Source organism: Enterococcus gallinarum NBRC 100675 (assembly GCF_001544275.1).
Taxonomy (GTDB): Bacteria; Bacillota; Bacilli; order Lactobacillales; family Enterococcaceae; genus Enterococcus_D; species Enterococcus_D gallinarum.
This window is the reverse complement of record NZ_BCQE01000033.1, coordinates 25,087-42,511: the sequence shown is the minus strand read 5'-3', so window position 1 is coordinate 42,511 and position 17,425 is coordinate 25,087. Positions and strand designations below refer to the sequence as shown.

Annotated in this window: 19 protein-coding genes; 17 read left to right on the top strand and 2 right to left on the bottom strand. The window is 39.9% G+C overall.

What is annotated here, in order from left to right; all coding sequences use genetic code 11:
• Window positions 1-164 precede the first annotated feature (164 nt).
• On the top strand, window positions 165-554 hold the full coding sequence (locus EG2_RS15615) for a hypothetical protein (RefSeq protein ID WP_003128934.1): 390 nt from the start codon (window positions 165-167) through the stop codon (window positions 552-554).
• A gap of 14 nt (window positions 555-568) precedes the next feature.
• The gene (locus tag EG2_RS15610; protein WP_003128935.1) at window positions 569-1,405 is read left to right on the top strand and encodes a hypothetical protein; all 837 of its coding nucleotides are present in this window, start codon (window positions 569-571) and stop codon (window positions 1,403-1,405) included.
• Window positions 1,406-1,649: 244 nt separating this feature from the next.
• On the opposite strand, the gene EG2_RS15605 is transcribed toward EG2_RS15610, so the two are convergent.
• On the bottom strand, window positions 1,650-3,026 hold the full coding sequence (locus tag EG2_RS15605; RefSeq protein WP_003128936.1) for an MATE family efflux transporter: 1,377 nt from the start codon (window positions 3,024-3,026) through the stop codon (window positions 1,650-1,652).
• Between the two features lie 408 nt (window positions 3,027-3,434).
• On the opposite strand from EG2_RS15605, the gene EG2_RS15600 reads away from it, so the two are divergent.
• From EG2_RS15600 to EG2_RS15540, 13 genes are all read left to right on the top strand, one after another.
• A complete protein-coding gene (locus EG2_RS15600; protein ID WP_003128937.1) occupies window positions 3,435-3,638 on the top strand; it encodes a helix-turn-helix transcriptional regulator in 204 nt (67 codons plus the stop codon).
• The gene (locus EG2_RS15595; RefSeq protein ID WP_060815336.1) at window positions 3,628-4,161 is read left to right on the top strand and encodes a DUF3278 domain-containing protein; all 534 of its coding nucleotides are present in this window, start codon (window positions 3,628-3,630) and stop codon (window positions 4,159-4,161) included. Before EG2_RS15600 ends, EG2_RS15595 begins: the two co-directional genes overlap by 11 nt.
• Window positions 4,162-4,297: 136 nt before the next feature.
• Window positions 4,298-4,675, top strand: coding sequence for a hypothetical protein (locus EG2_RS15590; RefSeq protein WP_229073650.1), 378 nt, complete (start codon window positions 4,298-4,300; stop codon window positions 4,673-4,675).
• A 550-nt stretch (window positions 4,676-5,225) separates the two neighbouring features.
• A complete protein-coding gene (locus EG2_RS15585) occupies window positions 5,226-7,085 on the top strand; it encodes a BglG family transcription antiterminator (protein ID WP_060815334.1) in 1,860 nt (619 codons plus the stop codon).
• A complete protein-coding gene (locus EG2_RS15580) occupies window positions 7,085-7,417 on the top strand; it encodes a PRD domain-containing protein (protein WP_060815333.1) in 333 nt (110 codons plus the stop codon). Before EG2_RS15585 ends, EG2_RS15580 begins: the two co-directional genes overlap by 1 nt.
• A gap of 19 nt (window positions 7,418-7,436) precedes the next feature.
• A complete protein-coding gene (locus EG2_RS15575; protein ID WP_005469834.1) occupies window positions 7,437-7,793 on the top strand; it encodes a glycine-rich SFCGS family protein in 357 nt (118 codons plus the stop codon).
• A 16-nt stretch (window positions 7,794-7,809) separates the two neighbouring features.
• Window positions 7,810-8,160 (top strand): DUF4312 family protein, encoded by a 351-nt coding sequence (locus tag EG2_RS15570; RefSeq protein WP_060815332.1) that lies wholly within the window; start codon window positions 7,810-7,812, stop codon window positions 8,158-8,160.
• 27 nt (window positions 8,161-8,187) lie between these two features.
• Window positions 8,188-8,967, top strand: coding sequence for a DUF4311 domain-containing protein (locus tag EG2_RS15565; RefSeq protein WP_003128944.1), 780 nt, complete (start codon window positions 8,188-8,190; stop codon window positions 8,965-8,967).
• Between the two features lie 10 nt (window positions 8,968-8,977).
• A complete protein-coding gene (locus EG2_RS15560) occupies window positions 8,978-9,655 on the top strand; it encodes a DUF4310 family protein (protein WP_003128946.1) in 678 nt (225 codons plus the stop codon).
• Between the two features lie 15 nt (window positions 9,656-9,670).
• Window positions 9,671-10,777 carry an amidohydrolase/deacetylase family metallohydrolase gene (locus tag EG2_RS15555; RefSeq protein ID WP_003128947.1) on the top strand — a complete coding sequence of 369 codons (1,107 nt, stop codon included), beginning with the start codon at window positions 9,671-9,673 and terminating at the stop codon, window positions 10,775-10,777.
• Window positions 10,767-11,858, top strand: a complete 1,092-nt coding sequence (locus tag EG2_RS15550; protein WP_060815331.1) for a DgaE family pyridoxal phosphate-dependent ammonia lyase — start codon at window positions 10,767-10,769, stop codon at window positions 11,856-11,858. The genes EG2_RS15555 and EG2_RS15550 overlap by 11 nt, the downstream gene beginning before the upstream one ends.
• A 12-nt stretch (window positions 11,859-11,870) precedes the next feature.
• Window positions 11,871-12,611 carry a 2-dehydro-3-deoxy-phosphogluconate aldolase gene (dagF, locus tag EG2_RS15545; RefSeq protein ID WP_003128951.1) on the top strand — a complete coding sequence of 247 codons (741 nt, stop codon included), beginning with the start codon at window positions 11,871-11,873 and terminating at the stop codon, window positions 12,609-12,611.
• A gap of 258 nt (window positions 12,612-12,869) precedes the next feature.
• Entirely contained in the window at window positions 12,870-13,910 is a 1,041-nt protein-coding gene (locus EG2_RS15540; RefSeq protein WP_060815330.1) for a helix-turn-helix transcriptional regulator, read from the top strand.
• Window positions 13,911-14,306: 396 nt separating this feature from the next.
• Here the strand turns inward: EG2_RS15540 and EG2_RS15535 are convergent, their stop codons facing one another.
• Complete coding sequence (locus EG2_RS15535) at window positions 14,307-15,146, bottom strand: LysR family transcriptional regulator (RefSeq protein ID WP_003128954.1); 840 nt, start codon at window positions 15,144-15,146, stop codon at window positions 14,307-14,309.
• A gap of 151 nt (window positions 15,147-15,297) precedes the next feature.
• Here EG2_RS15535 and EG2_RS15530 point away from each other — a divergent pair, with 151 nt between their 5' ends.
• Both EG2_RS15530 and EG2_RS15525 read left to right on the top strand, forming a co-directional pair.
• The gene (locus EG2_RS15530) at window positions 15,298-16,266 is read left to right on the top strand and encodes a TDT family transporter (protein ID WP_060815329.1); all 969 of its coding nucleotides are present in this window, start codon (window positions 15,298-15,300) and stop codon (window positions 16,264-16,266) included.
• Window positions 16,267-16,363: 97 nt separating this feature from the next.
• A complete protein-coding gene (locus EG2_RS15525) occupies window positions 16,364-17,320 on the top strand; it encodes an L-lactate dehydrogenase (RefSeq protein ID WP_021150730.1) in 957 nt (318 codons plus the stop codon).
• Window positions 17,321-17,425: the final 105 nt, after the last annotated feature.

Genomic DNA, 17,425 nt, shown 5'->3' with positions numbered 1-17,425 from the left:
GAAGCAATTAAGCTCTACTGAATGTTTTAAACTGTCATAAAATTTGTAAATGCTAGGTAAATGAAGTGAAAAAATGTTGGTCATAGAATATGGTTTTAAGTGGAATGAATAATACATTGTGTTCTATGGTTGCGCTGGTTGGCAAACAAAGAGAGTAGTTAAAAATGAAGAAAATCAGTAGAATTTTATGGGTAATGGTAACAAGTTGTTTTGTGTTTCTATATACAGAGAAGAGTACTAATGCAAAAGAAGTTTCCATTTCAGAAGCAGACATCAGTGAAAATTATTCTGAACAGTCTGCTGTTGAAATAACTGATGAAAGCTTAGCCAATTTAGCTTTAAACTTTGCAAAAGAATTTAAAGGAACTGAAGATTTGGTTGTTTCTTCTATAATTCCCATTTATGATACAGAAGAAAAAATTATTTCTTATAGTGTAGATTTTATTAAAGAGGGTGTGACACACGGTTACGTTATAATTGATTTAAGAATGGAAGGTACTTATATTGCTCAATTTTCTATAGAACTTGGATCAAAAAGTTTATATGATTTTTAGCAGATAAATCACAAATGAAAGTTGATAATACTGAGGAATCTTATTTAATTGAGACTTTTCCCACTGAATATAATTTAGTTGTAGAAGACAAAGATTCAGTCATCAGTACCAACGGTGAGAACTTTTCACTAAATGAATTTGAAAAGTATGTAGAAGAAGTACAGCCTGTTGCTGAAATGGAAATAGAACACTTTTCTAGATATAATTCTCGTTCTACAAAGTATGACCATGCAAGCGCGGTATTTAGTAATTATCCAAGTAATTTACACTTGACAAGTGCACATTATTTAGCAATGTTTAATGCGCTATCCCAGAGTAGATCTGAAAAAGCCACTGGGAAATACGCTTGTGCAGTACATGCATTAGCAACTATAAGTTCTTCCTATAGATTCTTTAATTCTGGAAATGATTCGGAATTAAAGGTGGCATACAATTCATTGTGGAACTATTCAGGAACTACCGTATCTTCAACCAATAATGGAATCTCTTATGGAGGGACACAACCTGACCAAATTGGACCAGCACTAGTAAAATACGCAAAAGATAAAAGTGTTAGTTTAACATATCAGAGAAAAGTGTCTCCTTCGTTTTCGGATATCCAAACGAAAATTGCACAGAGTTATCCAGTAGCATTTACTTATTTTTACTATAAACCTAACGGAAGTATTGGAGGACATACGGTATTTACCCAAGGGGCATTATCGGGCACTATGAATGGGGCACAAGCAAACTTTATTGTAGTGGCAGATGGTTGGTACGAAAATGCTACTTATTTGAATTACAGTACGATTCCAAAAACTTTACAAAGTTACGAAATTTCAAGTTGGACTGGAAAAAAATTATTTCAATAATAGCAAAAAATTACTATGATCATTTTGCGGAGTCATTTTTAGTAAAGCTACCATTTTTTGAAAACAGTTTTTGTATGAAATGTCTATATTTTCAATGGTCAAAAGAATAAATATAATCTTAATAAATAAGACGTTCCCAAAATCATAATCGGTTTTAGGAATGTCTTATTTATTTTTAGGATAAAAAATCACTCATTTCCACCAGACTATCCATCTTTTTCATCCCCTATGTTGAAACTTTTCCTCAATGCACAATATTCTTCACCCAAAGATCGGATCGAATCAAACGATACCCAATCCCGCTCTTCAATAGTTCTGCTAGTTGGCAGAACAAGTAGACTAAGACAATCGAAAGACTGGTGTGGGTACTTAATACAAAGGCTAGAGGCAAGACGATCACCCAGGTAAAGACACTGTCAAATAAGAAGGTGATCAAGGTTTGCCCACCTGAACGTAAAATAAAATAGCTGGCATGATTAAAGGCGTACATAGGCATACACAGTGCGGCGACTTTGATGAATTGACTCGCCAGATGTTTGACTTCGAGTTCGGTTTGATAAATTTCTGGAAAGAATGGTGCGACTAGGATCATCAAAAGACCAAGTACAAGACAACTCATGACGGAAAAGAAAAGCAGTTTCCGGGCGCTGTCTTTGGCTTCTTCAAATTTAGCGGCTCCAAGAAGTTGCCCTACCATGACCGCAACGGCACCGCCGAGTGCCATATAGACAATATTGAACAAATTGGAGACGGTGGATGAGATGTTCAAGGAAGCAATCACTGATAGTCCTCGAACAGAATAAGCTTGAATAATCATTGTCTGCCCGATCGCCCAAAGGATTTCATTTGCCATCAATGGTGATCCTTTACGCAGAATCTGTTTCACCAAATGCAATGGGACATGGAATTGATGGTAGACCCGAATGGCAAACGGATTCTCTTCCTCATGGCGATGTACCCAATACATCGTGATGGCACATTCGACGATGCGGGCAATCAATGTGGAGATCGCGGCACCTCGCACCCCTAAAGTGGGGAAGAAAAACAAACCAAAAATCAATAAGAAATTCAATGCTGTGTTCGTGACGACAGCGATACTGCTGGCAAACATCGGTACCATGGTTTTGCCCATTTCGCGTAAAGAACTGGCATAAGCTTGAGAAATAGCAAAAAACGGCAGACTAAACAAAAGAATGACTAGAAATTCTTTGGCAGACGTCAAAGCAAGTGTCAGTTCTGCACTGTCACCGGTACCGTGTAAATATAAGCGAATCAAAAAATCTTGGCAAAAGAACAGCAGCCCCATCGCCAACAAACAAATCAAAAGATTGCCCGCTAGCTTGAAACGAAAGGCATCTCGCATCCCTTGATAATCCTTTTTCCCATAAAATTGGGTACCAAAAATACTACCGGCAGAAACAATGCCAAAGATACTTAAGTTAAAAACGAAAATTAGTTGGTTAACGATCGCCACGCCAGACATTTGGGCCGTTCCGATTTGTCCTACCATTAAATTGTCTAATAAACCGACAAAATTAGTGATGGCATTTTGGATCATGATCGGAATGGCGATCGTTAAAACAGTCCTGTAAAAAGCTTTGTTTCCAATAAATTTTTGCATGGTTCCTCCATAAACAATAAAAATTTCGATATGTTCAATTAGTATAGCAAAAAGTGATTCGAGAAAAAAGAAGAGTTCTATGATGAGAGGATTAAGAAAGAAGTTTTTAGCGTATCGTCTCATCAACGAAAGATGCTGGTTACAGAATGTGGAACATGCAAAGCTTATTCCATTCTACTAGAATAGTTATCTTAGGTAATGATGGTCTGTTCCATTGGAAGGGTCTTTTTTACGTACTTCTAGCCTAGATTTGCTGATATGGATTATAAATTTTATACTCTCTACAAAGCTTGTGAGATCGATTGCTGGGAGTTTACACTAGCTTGGTAATATGTCATATATATTTGACAGAAAAAGAGATAAGTAGTACGCTTGTGTCACATATATATGACTAAATAGGAGAAAAGAATGAATAGAGTCCGAGAATTTCGACAGAAGATGAATTTATCTCAGAATGCTTTAGCTAAAGAGATTGGGGTGGCAAGACAAACGATCAATTTGATTGAAAATAATAAGTATAATCCTTCTCTTGATTTATGTATTAAGCTTGCTAAAGTACTACAAACGGATTTAAATTCTTTGTTTTGGGAGGTAGAAAGTGATGAAGGCTAAAGAAGGATTGGCAGTAAAAATAATCAAGCGGTTTTATGGTATTTCTGGTGTCTTAAGCGAATACAAAAAAAGCCAAGTAGAACATATTGGCAATAATGCGTTTATGCTGATGTTTGGGTATACGCTGGTTGCTAATTTACTGGTAACGCTTTTTGCATCTAAGAAACCAGAGCTGGCGTTATGGATTTTTATTGGCTGTAATATATTCTTTACAGTCTTTATCGTTTGCGGTTATATTCTGTTTGCCACGGCACGCTTAAAATTGACAGAAAACGAAGTAGAAGTCAAAGAGATGGCAAAAGAAAAGAAGAAGACGATTCTTAAAGGAATTGGACTGGGTATCTACTTTGCAATTGCGATTCACTTATTGAATGGAGTACTTAGTAAGATGTTGGATGAAGAAGATTTCCTTCCATACATCGTTTCACCAGCCAGAATCGTTGCTTCCATTGCCGGAGGTTGCTTTTTTGGAGGTATGATGTATCTTGTGTTGCGGTTAAGGTTGAAAAAAATAGAAGAATAGTGAAAAATATTTAACGAACAGTCAATCAGAACCATAGTAAAATATAGCTGGGAGCGGCTGAAATCAAGCGAGTTGCTTTCTTTTTTTATTGTTTGTCTTGAAGGTAATTAGGAGGGAGGCTATCAACGTGAAAAAGATGGTAGCTAATGAAAAGATCGATTGGTTGTATTCGATTATTTTTTTCTTGTTAGGCTTGTTTCTGTTATTTGTATGTAAGGTATTTGACTTTTATTATGAATGGACCTCTTTCTTAGGGTTTATGGTGGTCATTTCTTCGATAAATGTACCAACGGCTCTCAGAAGAAAAAAACAAATCCAAAAAATCGATGAACTAAGAAAAGAATTGAACTTATCGATTGAAGAAGTAAGAGCGATGGCTGACATTGGAAAGTATGATTTGGTGAATTGGGACTGGAAGAATGCATTTATCTACCCTAGGAAGTTGTATTTGTTAGAGGACACTTTGGAAAAAATGTATCTAATAAAATTCGGCAAAGAGTTTGAAATGAAGTAGGCGAGTACAAATGGAAGTAGTTTTAATGACAAATGGCATAGCATTAGTGGGTTTTCATTGGTTCTCAAGTGTATTGATCTTGAACTGTTTCTTCTCCTGATTCAATAAATAGCTGTTCAAAGTTAATCAAGATGGATATGTCTAACGGTTTCATTGATGCACAATTACCAGATTAAATAACAATCAATCAAGAAAACGAACACGTTCATATCTTATTTCCTGACACTTTCCAAAAGTTGGAAAGTGTTTTTTGCTGTTTAATGATGTCATGCGGGGAATCGTTTTCTGATACATCGAGGTAAAGGGTATCTGCCAGTTGGATTAATGTCATAAAATAAAAAAAGCAGAAAAAATGGCATCGAAATTTTGTAAAGGGTCTACTTAGTGCAATAATTAATGGGCCCAAGTTGCGGTTTTAAGGGGGGATAAGCTTGTGAATAAGTTGATGAGTTGTTAAATTACGATCATTTGCACTAAGTTAAGTGCAAACATTTCATATTGTGACTAGTTAAGAAAACGCTTATATTTAGCGGTGTAAGGAGCGAGAACGATGCAGCAGCTTACCAAAAGAGAAAGCCAACTTTTGATTTACTTGTTAGAAATGACAGAACCGGTAACGATCAAACAGTTAGCTGAAAAAGAAAGTGTCAGTGTACGAACGATCAAATATGATCTGGATGATATCCGTGATTGGTTGATTGAGCGGAATCAAGAACTGCACAGCAAACGGAGCCAGGGTATTTGGCTAAGTGTGAGTGATTCTGATCGAATCAAACTAAAAAGCGAATTGATGGATGTCAATCGTCTGGAGCTGTTTGCCGATCAAGGCTTACGGATCAATCGCCTGTTAATCATGCTTCTTGTTACCAAGGAAGCAATCACGGCGCTAAAGTTAGCCAATGCGCTAGAAGTAAGTAAAGATACGATCATGAATGATTTAGATGAGTTGGAACATCACTTTCTCAAAGAAGGTTTAGTTCTGAATCGCCAGACACGAAAGGGATTTTGGATCACTGGCAAGGAACGCCTAGTACGATTAACGATCGAGGAGATTTTGCAAAAAGAGTTTACAGACTATGACATTTATAAATTAATGGCTTTATTGCTAAATGGCAGAGAAACGGAATGCTTCGAAATGTATTCTGCGAAGGCAACACCGTTGCAGGAGGTCTTTAATCAAGTCATCATTCGGATGAGGTACTTACTAGAATCTGAAAATCTGGAAAAACTAAATTATGCGGAACTACTAAATATCCTGATCCGTGTAGCGATTGCCACTGTTCGCTTGCGCAAAGAATCCACGATTGGACGGTACCAATTGATCCGGGAACACGAAATAGACAAACATGATCTTTCGTATCGTGTGATGCAGCAGGTGTTTGATTACTATCAATTGCCATTATTTGAAGATGAGTATGACTATATTTATAGTGATACCTTTGATACGATCCATCAGCAAGATGTCATGAAATTGGTAGAGAATATAATTTATAAGGTAAGCAAGAAAATCAATTTTCCGTTTTATCAAGACCCTCAATTATTGACGAATCTCTACGCCCATTTGTCTATGCGTCTCTCAAGAAGGAAAAATTTTGTCAATGAGTACAATCCGTTTAAAGAGGACATCAAACAGAAATATCCTGAATTGTTTGCTGCTATCAATCAAGCAGCACTCCAAGAAATAAACGAGAAACTCTTGATCAATGATTCTTTTGTTGCCTACATTGCGTTGCACTTTCTGGTTTCCTACGAAAGAGAAGAAGACTTGCGAAGTGTTCGAGCGGTTTACGTTTGTTCAACGGGTTTAGGTGTGACGAGTTTAATTAAGCAAAAGATCAACGAAGAATTGAACAATATTACTATTGTGGCTTTTGCTTCAGTCTTAAATGCACAAGAGGTGATTGCCGCGAAGGATCCGGATCTGGTCATTAGTATTTTTCCGATCAATGGCATTGATCGGCCTTTCATCAAAGTCCATCCACTGCCGACTGAGCAGGATCTGCAAAACATCCAGCAGATGATCAAAAAAATCCTCGCTTCAACAAGTCAGGATAGGCGGCACAAATTAGTTCTCAATGAAGCACCTATCAATAAGGGGACTCTGGAAGACTTCAGCAAGGAACTGATTTTAAAGGCATATACGATCTATGAACAGTTACTTGTCACATTAGAGTCTGAATTGATCCAAGAATACCGAGAAGCCTTTTTGCTTCATGTTTTCTTGATGGTCCATCGCATCACCTTTGATCAGCAATATTTAGCAGAAGGCAGCCAAGTCGACCAAATCATTTTGAACCGAGAAGCGTTGGTAGGAGAAATTGAAGCAATTTTTGCTGAAAATAATTTAGGCATCAACAAATCAGAAATCAGCGCATTATTTTCATATATAAAAGAAGGAGCGTCAAGCTAGTGAAACTGTCAGCAGAAGCGATAACTATGATCGAGGAAAGTCAAAACCAGGAAAAATTAAAACAAGTGATTGCTTTAGTCGAAGAGCGACTTGCGGAATATGCCATTGAACCTACTGAACTTCAGTGGACGATTCTGATCAATCACTTGAATGAGATGCTGAAACGCTCTCAAAAAGGAGAAAAGATTCCCGCTGTTGATCGGGAATTGTTCCGAGAAGTATCCAAAGAAGCCATTGCGATTTCCGACGAGGTCGTTCGAACGATTGGTCATTTAAGTGAAGATGAGATCTATGTTTTATCGATTCATTTTGAAACAGCAAAAAATAATTAATATTTGGGAGGAAACAATCATGATTACAGTAGTTATTGCAGATCGTATGGGAAAAGGACAAAACGTAGCTAAAGGTGTAGAAGCAGCTGGCGGCAAGGCAGTTGTTGTTCCGGGAATGGGCGCAGATATGCGTTTAGGTGATGTCATGCAACAAGAGAATGCCGATATGGGAATTTCTTTTTGCGGGAGCGGTGGGGCTGGAGCCTTAACAGCCGCAAATAAATATGGGTATCCAGAACGTCATGGGATGCGTTCGATTGAAGAAGGGATCACCGCCATCAAAGATGGGAAAACCGTGCTAGGTTTCGGTTTTATGGATCAAGAGGAATTAGGGAAACGGTTGACGGAAGAATTTATCAAAAAGCACGGAAAATAGAAAGAGGGCATACGAGATGAGCGTTCAAAAGACAACTCAGCAAAAAGTCATCGTCTCCGGTAAAGGAGAAACTAAGCAACATGCCTTTGCGTCAGCACTCGCAGAGATCCAAAACAAACTAATGGCATCGGCGAAAGTATTATTGCGCATCGAACCAGTCAATGTGGAGGTGTTGAAGGCGGTCGAAAACAAATACACAGAACGCTTTCTATTCTTCTTTTTTCCCCGGCAACGAGTGAATTATGAAGTCGAACTTTCTGTCACGGTAACTGTGACAGAAATACGTTTGGCAGACGTACCTTTCACTCAACACCTCACAGAAGACCCCAATGGGATTGTTTTACCGTTTGTAACGAAAAAAATTTGATTTGAATCATAAGGAGGAGGGAATAACGTGGATTTTGTCATTATTTTAACTAAATCGATCATCATCGGGGGCTTACTCGGTTTCTCTGCATCTGTCGGAGCAGCTCGTATGTTTCATGCGCCCAGTACGCAAGGATTAGGAGCTTTTAGAACATTAGGGGAGATGAATGCCTGCATGGGGGATGCTGCCTCCCATTTTTCCTTTGGATTAGGTTTTTTCTTTAATGCTTGGGCTTCTTCAGTTGGCGCTGGAGCTTTCACGCAAGATGTGACCCACCGCATCGTGCCTAACTGGGCAGCTGCGGCTCTCTTAGCCAAAAACAAAGATGTCAGCCAGACAATGCATGATCCGAAAAAAATGGGGATCATTGGCGCTGTTATTGGCGCGTTAGTAGTCGCTTTCTTGAATACGACAGCTGCAGCGATTCCAGAGGCGTTACAAGTAACCGCTGTTTCCGTGTTGGTACCGGCAGCGACGATTCTGATCAATACCGTGATGCCAGTGATCTTCTGGTTGGCGGCTTTAGATGCAGGGAAACGAACAGGTTTCTGGGGGACGCTTTTTGGCGGGATTGCGCAACTGATCATGGGCAATGCGGTTCCTGGCGTTGTTCTAGGAATCTTAATCGGTAAAGGCGTCGATGAGAGTGGTTGGAATCGGGTCACGAAGAGTATGATGATTGCGATTGTTTTACTCTTTGTTTTCAGCGGATTTTTCCGTGGATTTGATATGGAAATGATCAAGAGTTTCCAACTTCAAGTACCTCATTGGCTTGATAACTTGCACAACATCTTTAGTGTGAAATAGGAGGGAAATCATGGAGACAGAAGAACAGGTAAAAGCAGTAGAAGCAAAACGGCAAAAGAGTTTTTGGTTTGCAGACTGGTCTTTCCCATTGATCGTAGGAATCATGTCAGCGGCTGTATTCTCAGGAACCCATATGTATGTCGTGTATGGCGTCGGTGCATTCAATGAAGTTTCGATCGTTGCGATGCTAAAAGCCGGCTTGGATGGCGGTTCCTATGGGGCTGCGGCAGCTTTTGGGGCGAGTTTCTTATTTGCTAGGATTTTAGAAGGCTCTTTGGTAGGGATCTTGGACTTAGGCGGTTCGATTTTAACTGGGATCGGAATTGGCGTTCCAGCCATTCTCTTAAGTATGAAAATAACAGCGCCTATCGATAATTTTGCCCTCTCGTTATTGACCGGATTGGTCTTGGGTCTGATCGTTGGCGGCATTATCGTGTTGATTCGGAAATTCACCATCAATCAGTCAAATTCAACTTTTGGCGCAGATGTTATGATGGGCGCCGGAAATTCCTCCGGCCGGTTTTTAGGCCCATTGATCATTTTAAGTGCTTGTGCAGCCTCTATTCCCATTGGCATTGGGGCGACATTAGGCGCGTTGGCTTTTTATGCTTGGAAAAAACCAATTGCCGGTGGCGCTATTTTAGGCGCAATGATCTTAGGTGCGATCTTCCCAGCGGTAATTCAATAGAAAGAAGGCAATGAAATGTTTGATACTTTAATCAAAAATGGCAAATTAATCGATGGCAGCAAAGTGGAAGTTGCGTTGGAAAAAGGCATAATCAAAGCAGTTGCTTCAGAGATCAATGAGCCGGCACGAGAAGTGATTGATTTATCCGGCAATTCCTATCTCTCTGCCGGTTGGATCGATGATCATGTCCACTGTTATGAAAAGATGAACCTGTATTATGATTATCCCGATCAAATAGGGGTCCAAAAGGGAGTAACAACGGTTATTGATGCAGGGACTACTGGTGCAGAAAATATTCGCGATTTTTATCAACTGACGAAATCAGTCAAAACCAATGTGTATGCGCTAATGAACATCTCTAAATGGGGGATCGTCGAACAAGATGAACTTGCCGATCTAACAAAAATCCAAGAAAATCTAGTCAGATCTGCATTAGCAGAGCTTCCGGAATTTATTGTAGGGATCAAGGCAAGAATGAGCAAAACAGTTGTCGGAGAGAATGGCATCACACCCTTAGAGTTAGCCAAAAAAATCCAATCAGAAAACAATGACTTGCCATTGATGGTTCATATTGGTTCCGCGCCTCCTGAATTAGAAGAAGTATTGACAAGAATGGAAAAAGGCGACGTATTGACCCATTGTTTTAATGGAAAACCGAACGGCATTTTAGACCAAGCCACGGATCAAATCAAAGACTTTGTTTGGGATGCGTATAAAAAAGGCGTTGTCTTTGATATCGGTCATGGAACAGACAGCTTTAATTTCCACGTTGCCGAAACAGCTTTAAAAGCAGGTCTCAAAGCAAACTCGATCAGTACAGATATTTATATCCGCAATCGTACGAATGGGCCAGTCTTTGATCTGGCTACTACGCTGGAAAAATTGAGAGTAGTAGGCTACTCGTGGGAAGAGATCATTGAGAAAGTTACCGCAGTTCCTGCTAAAAATTTCCACTTGGCGAAGAAAGGTCAATTGACTGTTGGTTTTGATGCCGATTTGACGATCTTTGAGATTGTCGAAAATGAAAAAGAACTGAAAGATTCCAATGGGGTTACACGGATAGCGAAAGAACAAATTGTTCCAGTCCAAACAATTATTGGAGGCGTCATTTATGACAATTAGCTATGAAAAGTTTGCTTTAAAGGAAGTCATCAATGCCTCGGGAAAAATGACGATACTCGGTGTCTCGAAAGTATCTGAAAATGTGCTAGCCGCACAACGATTTGGCGGCGAACATTTTTTTGAAATGAGTGATCTGGCTGTGAAAACTGGCGCCTACCTTTCTCAGTTATTGAAGGTGGAAGATGCGCAGATCGTTTCTTCTGCTTCAGCAGGGATTGCCCAATCTGTCGCGGCTTTGATTGGTCAAGGCGACCTGTACCATGTTTATCATCCCTACACGGAAAAAATCACGAGACGGGAGATCGTCGTACCTAAGGGTCACAATGTAGACTACGGCACACCGGTTGAAGTAATGGTTGCTCAAGGGGGTGGACAAGTCGTCGAAGCGGGATATGCAAATATGTGTACACCGGCGCATGTCGCTAGGATGATCACGGAAGAAACAGCCGCACTTCTATATATTAAAAGCCATCATACCGTGCAGAAAAGTATGCTAACGGTGTCGGAGATGGTAGAAGTTGCCAAAGCCCATCACTTGCCATTGATCGTTGACGCAGCCGCGGAAGAAGACTTGTTCAAATACAGTGAAATGGGTGCCGACCTTGTTATCTATTCTGGCGCCAAAGCAATCGAAGGTCCGAGTGCCGGTCTGGTCATAGGGAAAAAGGAATACATTCAATGGATTCGTCTACAGTCTAAAGGGATCGGTCGGGCAATGAAAATCGGCAAAGACAATATTTTAGGCTTTACACAAGCAGTAGAAGATTACCTGCAAAATGGCAGTGAATCCGGTGAGTCCATGAAACAACGATTGGCACCTTTCGTGGCGGCGATCAATCAACTTCCTGATTTATCAGCGAAAATTGTTCAAGATGGCGCCGGGAGAGATATTTATCGCGCAAGTGTCACGGTTGCTGGCAAGAAATCTGCGAAAGAAGTCATTGAAGAACTAAAGGCACAAAACCCAGCAGTCTACACACGTGAATATCAAGCAAATAATGGAATTATTGAGTTTGATATTCGCTCGGTCAACCAAAACGAAATGGAAAAAATCATTAAACGCTTAAAAGAAATCATGTAGGAGGCTTTTAAATTGTCAGTTATTCCAAATTATTATAAAGATCGCGTATGTTTAAATGTATTGGCTCATTCAGTTGAAAATGCGAAGGCTTGTTATGAAGCAGCAGCAGGACATGTCGTACTAGGTGTGTTATCAAAAAACTATACTAGCGATGAAGCAGCGATCGAAGACATGAAAAAATATCAAGCGGCAACGGATAATGCATTGTCCGTTGGGTTGGGCGCCGGAGATCCCAACCAAAGTCAGATGGTTTCCCGTCTATCTGGTACTTTACAACCGCAACATGTCAACCAAGTATTCACTGGTGTAGGAACTTCCCGTGCTTTATTGGGACAAAACGATACAGTCATCAATGGATTGGTTTCACCAACAGGCAAGGTAGGGTACGTCAATATTGCCACTGGACCTTTAAGTTCACAAGCACCGGCGGCAGAGGTCCCCATCGAGACCGCCATTAAAATGCTGCAAGACATGGGTGGAAGTTCCATTAAATACTTCCCAATGAAAGGGTTAGCGCACAAAGAAGAATTCAAAGCAGTTGCGGAAGCTTGCGCCAAATATGATTTTTATTTAGAACCAACCGGAGGAATTGATCTGGAAAACTTCGAAGAAATTCTGCAAATCGCCATTGATGCAGGCGTTAAAAAAGTGATTCCGCATATTTACAGTTCGATTATTGACAAAGAAACTGGCGATACGCGACCAGAAGATGTGAAAACATTATTCGACATGGTCAAGAAAATCGTCAAATAAGTGAAGCATAAAGACTGTTTACTAGATTGGGAATCAGTCATTGGTAAGACACTCAGAGATGGGTGTCTTTTTTGCGTCAAGATTGCTACAAAAACAACTAAGGGACAAGTTTTCTGTGTCCGCTTTGATTGCTCTTTGTAACCTAACCACTGGTTAATTTTTTTTAGAAAATAGAATCATTTAATCAATTGTTGCGTGTTCCGATTCTTGTTATGATCAAAGCAGTTACCACTATCAACCGAAAAGGAGACCACAGCGATGGAGATGAGGGAAGTGATTCGCCAGTACCGGAAGAAAAAAGGATTAACACAGGAAGAGTTAGCCAAGCGCCTTGGTGTGACAGCGCCAGCAGTAAATAAGTGGGAAAAGGGGCATTCACATCCAGATATCTTGTTGCTAGCGCCAATTGCACGCTTACTAGATATTAGTCTTGATACGTTATTCTCATTTGAAAAAGAACTCACGGTAACCGAAATCAATCAGATCATTCGTGAACTGGATCATAAGCTTAAAAATCAACCTTTTGAAGATGTATTTCGCTGGGCCAAAGAAATTTTGGATACCTACCCAAATTGTGAACAATTGATTGGCCAAGTAGCACTGCTTTTAGATGTGCAGCTATTGGAACAAGCTGTTCCCGCTAAAGAAACATACCAGAAGCACATTCATCGTTGGTACGAACGGGCGTTAGAAAGTCGGGATGAAGATACCAGAAATCGAGCAGCCGATTCTTTGTTTGGATTTTACGTACGAAAAGAAGCGTACGAGAAAGCAGAAAGCTACCTCCATTATTTTTCCAATCAGAACCCAGAGAGAAAAATCAAACAAGCCTATCTTTACAGTAAGACCGGACGAGTAGCGGAAGCCTATCAAGCATATGAGGAGCTGCTGTTTTCAAGTTATCAAAGGATGAGTATGGTATTCCAACAATTATATCTTTTGGCTATGAAGGATGAGAATAATGCAAAGGCACATTTGCTAATAAAGAAACAGTCAGAATTAGCAAAATTATTTGAAATGGGGGAATATCACGAGGTATCCAGTGATCTTGACTTAGCCATCGCAGAAAAAGACGCGGAGAGAACGGTTGAAACAATGGAGAAAATCCTCGCCAGTGTTGCTAAAACCAATGATTTCACCCACTCAACGTTGTATGAACACATGACATTTAAGGAAATCGACAGCAACTTCGTTAACGGACTTTACGAGAATTTATTCCGCATGTTTAGTGATGAAGAAACCTTTTCTTGGTTGAAGACGAATGAACGATGGCAAGTGTTGGTAGGGGATAGAAGATAGAGGAAGAGTGTTTTTTCCAGTAATAAAAATCCATACAAGAACTGCTCCAATTAGTCATAATAGACATGCAAGTTCTTCCAATAAGTAAAGTAAAAACAAGATAAAATGAGCAAGTAAGTGTTAGTTAATTTGTCGGCAATGTAGTTGATTAATCATTCAGGAAATCTTCTTGCTATTTTTACAGATCATTGAAACGCTTCATTATCTCTTGCTGTTTGGTAGGGTGTACCGGTCATTATCCAATGCTTAAGAGACAAAAAAACGTTAAGTTTTGTAGCTGAAATCTATAATTGTCAACCTTGCTAATCACCCTAATAAAAACATTTTTTCAGATAATTTTGAGATAGGAATAAAAAGCAGCTCATCAGTAGGTGAGCTGCTTTTTGTGTTGTTTTCTTAGGCATCTGTTTCTTCCGAAAGCTGGATCAGTAAGTCTTTGATCACGTCATAAACTACGGCTGTTTCTGGGTAGGGGCTTTGGACGTTCTGGATAATAAACAGGTCTCGGTAGCGATACTCTGGGGCTAGTTCTTGCCAATTCAATGTGTCTGTGAGGGCAAGTTTGGAAATGATCGACTTGCCGATGTTATTCTCCAGTAGTGCTAGAATCATTTCGCTATTGTTGGCTTTAATGATCTGCGGGTTCAAATGATTCGAGTAAAGATACGTTTCATTGATATAGTACATTCCGGAATCATTCTCTCTGAGGATCCAGAAATCGGAATCAATATCTCCTGCTAGAACAAGTTCGTCTTTATAGACGAACTCTTTTTGGATCAAAGGAGAGACGATGGCTTTTTCGATCAGTCCGATATGGGCTTTGTTGGCTTCCACGGCATCAATGACTTCCTGAGAATTCATGATTTTGATTTCGAAAGCAATGAATGGAAAGTGTTCGATCAGCTGGCCCATGATCGTTGGGAGTAGGTGAACACCAGTTGTATTGGAGCAAGCCAATACGCAGTCCGTCTTGAAATTTTTGGCATTTTTAGCTTGTGCAAAGACACTAGCTAACGAATTTAACGAATCCACCACTTTAGGGTACAAGAATTCTGCTTGTTTCGTGGGTAGAATCAATTGTTTTCCTTTGCGTTCAAAGAGTTTGAACCCTAACTCGGTCTCCAATTTTTGAATTTGGACGGAGATGGTTGGCTGGGTCTTAAACATTTGTTTGGCGGCAACACTAAAATTCCTAGTTTCATAAACGACAACGAATGTTTTTAATAGTTCAAACAAAAGAATCCCACCTTTTTCTATTAATATAATTTATAACGGATATATAAAATCGTTATTTTACAAATAGTTAATTCGTGGTTATATTATAGATGACTACAAAAGATAACACAAGTACGATAGAAATTTTTAATCGTTCAGAAAGGATGGATCAATGAATCAATCACTAAAAAATTTTTTGAATGCAATTCCGATACCTATTTGTGGGTTGATTTTAGGAACGGTTTCGTTAGGAAATTTATTGTTTGCCGAAGGGTTCGAAGCAATCGGCAATATCTTTTGTTTGATTGGTATTTTGATTATGGGATTGTTCCTTCTTAAGCTGTTTTTCACATTTAAAAACACATTAGCGGATTTGAAAAATCCGATCATCGCTTCTGTTGCACCTACTTTTACCATGTCTTTGATGGTGATCTCGGTAGTGTTGGAGCGAGTATTTCCTAATTTACTGATGAATGACTTGCTATGGCTGACATCAATCGGGTTGCATTTGGGTCTCATGACTTATTTTGTTGTCGTTCATATTTTACCTGTCGACATTACGTTGGAATATGTGTATCCAAGCTGGTTTATTACTTTTGTCGGCATTGGAGTGATTCCAAATACATCAGCAGTCTTTATCAAAGAGCTTGGGGAAATCGTTGTATGGATTGCACTGGTTCTATATTTTGCTCTACTACCAGTGATTCTAAAACGAATTATGTTCCAAAAGATGACAGAAGCTTCAGCAGTACCTTTGATCACAATTTTGACTGCCCCAGGGTCCCTTTGTTTGGCGGGCTATCTGTCAGTCTTTAAAGAAGGATCGGCTTTATTTGTAGCCTTGATGCTGGTATTGTCACAAGCAATTTATTTCTGCGTGGTATTTTACATGAAAAAAATGCTGGAAGTCGGCTTTTATCCAAGTTATGCGGCTTTCACATTCCCATTAGTCATTTCAGCAACGGCGATGTTCAAATCTTCGCAATTCTTTATAGATCGTCCCATTTTGTTTGGTACAACTGAGTTATTGAGTATAATTGAAACAGTATTAGCTATCGCAATGGTTTGTTACGTGTTGCTGAAGTATTTCGTTCATTTGTATCGTCAGACAAGGCATTTAGTTGCACATCAGGAATTCTAAGCAGTTCGTGCAGGTGAAAGGTAGTTATTGACAAGGACGTTGTTGGATAAGATGAAATGCCTATGGTTTCTAATAATAGAAAAGGATGTGGGTTCATATGAGAAATACAAGTAGAAAAGTTGTGGTCGTTGGTACGGGATTTGTCGGGACAAGTATTGCCTACTCAATGATCAACCAAGGACTGATCAATGAATTGGTTTTGATCGATGTGAATCGTGAAAAGGCGGAAGGAGAAGCACTAGACTTATTAGACGGCATGTCATGGGCACAGGGAAATATTAAAGTTTGGGCTGGAGACTATACTGATTGTCAGGATGCAGATATCGTTGTAATCACAGCCGGTGTCAATCAAAAACCAGGACAAACACGGTTGGAACTAATCGACGTCAACGCGGGGATCATGACCAGTGTCGTAAGAGAAGTGATGGGGTCAGGTTTCGATGGGATTTTAGTCATTGCTTCTAACCCTGTGGATGTATTGACGCACGTGGCTTGGCAAGCGTCAGGTCTACCAAGCAACCGTGTCGTTGGAACTGGGACAACTCTTGATACAACGAGATTCCGGAAAGAGCTAGCAGCAAAATTGCAGATTGATCCCCGAAGTATCCATGGCTACATCATTGGTGAACATGGGGATTCCGAGGTAGCTGTCTGGTCTCATACAACTGTAGGGGGAAAACCACTATTAGAGTTCATTGTCAAAAACAACCGGTTGACTGTCGAAGACTTGACAACCATTTCTGATCGGGTGAAAAATAGTGCCTATGAGATCATCAATCGCAAAAAAGCTACTTTCTATGGGATTGGTATGAGTGTTGCCAGAATCGTTCGAGCAATCTTGAACAATGAGCAAGCAGTATTGCCCGTCTCTGCCTATCTCGATGGGGAATACGGCGAAAAGGATCTATTTACAGGTGTCCCTTCGGTGGTTGACCAAGGAGGGGTGCGGGAAATCATTGAGCTGAATATCGACCCAGCCGAGCAGCAAAAATTTGCCCAATCCTGCAGCCAACTTAGAGAAGTGATCCAATCACTGGACAAAACGACTCATTGAGAAAGGAGAGATGCTATCACTATCGGCGATCATCCGCCAAAGTAATTGGTCAGTCGTTTCTCTCTCATAACAAATGACTATTTCCAAAAGGTAGTAGAATGGCGC

What these genes read in the sequence shown, in the direction of transcription:
- EG2_RS15615 (WP_003128934.1), top strand. Translation starts at nt 165, where the DNA reads ATGAAGAAAATCAGTAGAATTTTATGGGTAATGGTAACAAGTTGTTTT.
- EG2_RS15610 (WP_003128935.1), top strand. Translation starts at nt 569, where the DNA reads ATGAAAGTTGATAATACTGAGGAATCTTATTTAATTGAGACTTTTCCC.
- EG2_RS15605 (WP_003128936.1), bottom strand. Translation starts at nt 3,026, where the DNA reads ATGCAAAAATTTATTGGAAACAAAGCTTTTTACAGGACTGTTTTAACG.
- EG2_RS15600 (WP_003128937.1), top strand. Translation starts at nt 3,435, where the DNA reads ATGAATAGAGTCCGAGAATTTCGACAGAAGATGAATTTATCTCAGAAT.
- EG2_RS15595 (WP_060815336.1), top strand. Translation starts at nt 3,628, where the DNA reads ATGAAGGCTAAAGAAGGATTGGCAGTAAAAATAATCAAGCGGTTTTAT.
- EG2_RS15590 (WP_229073650.1), top strand. Translation starts at nt 4,298, where the DNA reads ATGGTAGCTAATGAAAAGATCGATTGGTTGTATTCGATTATTTTTTTC.
- EG2_RS15585 (WP_060815334.1), top strand. Translation starts at nt 5,226, where the DNA reads ATGCAGCAGCTTACCAAAAGAGAAAGCCAACTTTTGATTTACTTGTTA.
- EG2_RS15575 (WP_005469834.1), top strand. Translation starts at nt 7,437, where the DNA reads ATGATTACAGTAGTTATTGCAGATCGTATGGGAAAAGGACAAAACGTA.
- EG2_RS15570 (WP_060815332.1), top strand. Translation starts at nt 7,810, where the DNA reads ATGAGCGTTCAAAAGACAACTCAGCAAAAAGTCATCGTCTCCGGTAAA.
- EG2_RS15560 (WP_003128946.1), top strand. Translation starts at nt 8,978, where the DNA reads ATGGAGACAGAAGAACAGGTAAAAGCAGTAGAAGCAAAACGGCAAAAG.
- EG2_RS15555 (WP_003128947.1), top strand. Translation starts at nt 9,671, where the DNA reads ATGTTTGATACTTTAATCAAAAATGGCAAATTAATCGATGGCAGCAAA.
- EG2_RS15550 (WP_060815331.1), top strand. Translation starts at nt 10,767, where the DNA reads ATGACAATTAGCTATGAAAAGTTTGCTTTAAAGGAAGTCATCAATGCC.
- EG2_RS15540 (WP_060815330.1), top strand. Translation starts at nt 12,870, where the DNA reads ATGGAGATGAGGGAAGTGATTCGCCAGTACCGGAAGAAAAAAGGATTA.
- EG2_RS15530 (WP_060815329.1), top strand. Translation starts at nt 15,298, where the DNA reads ATGAATCAATCACTAAAAAATTTTTTGAATGCAATTCCGATACCTATT.
- EG2_RS15525 (WP_021150730.1), top strand. Translation starts at nt 16,364, where the DNA reads ATGAGAAATACAAGTAGAAAAGTTGTGGTCGTTGGTACGGGATTTGTC.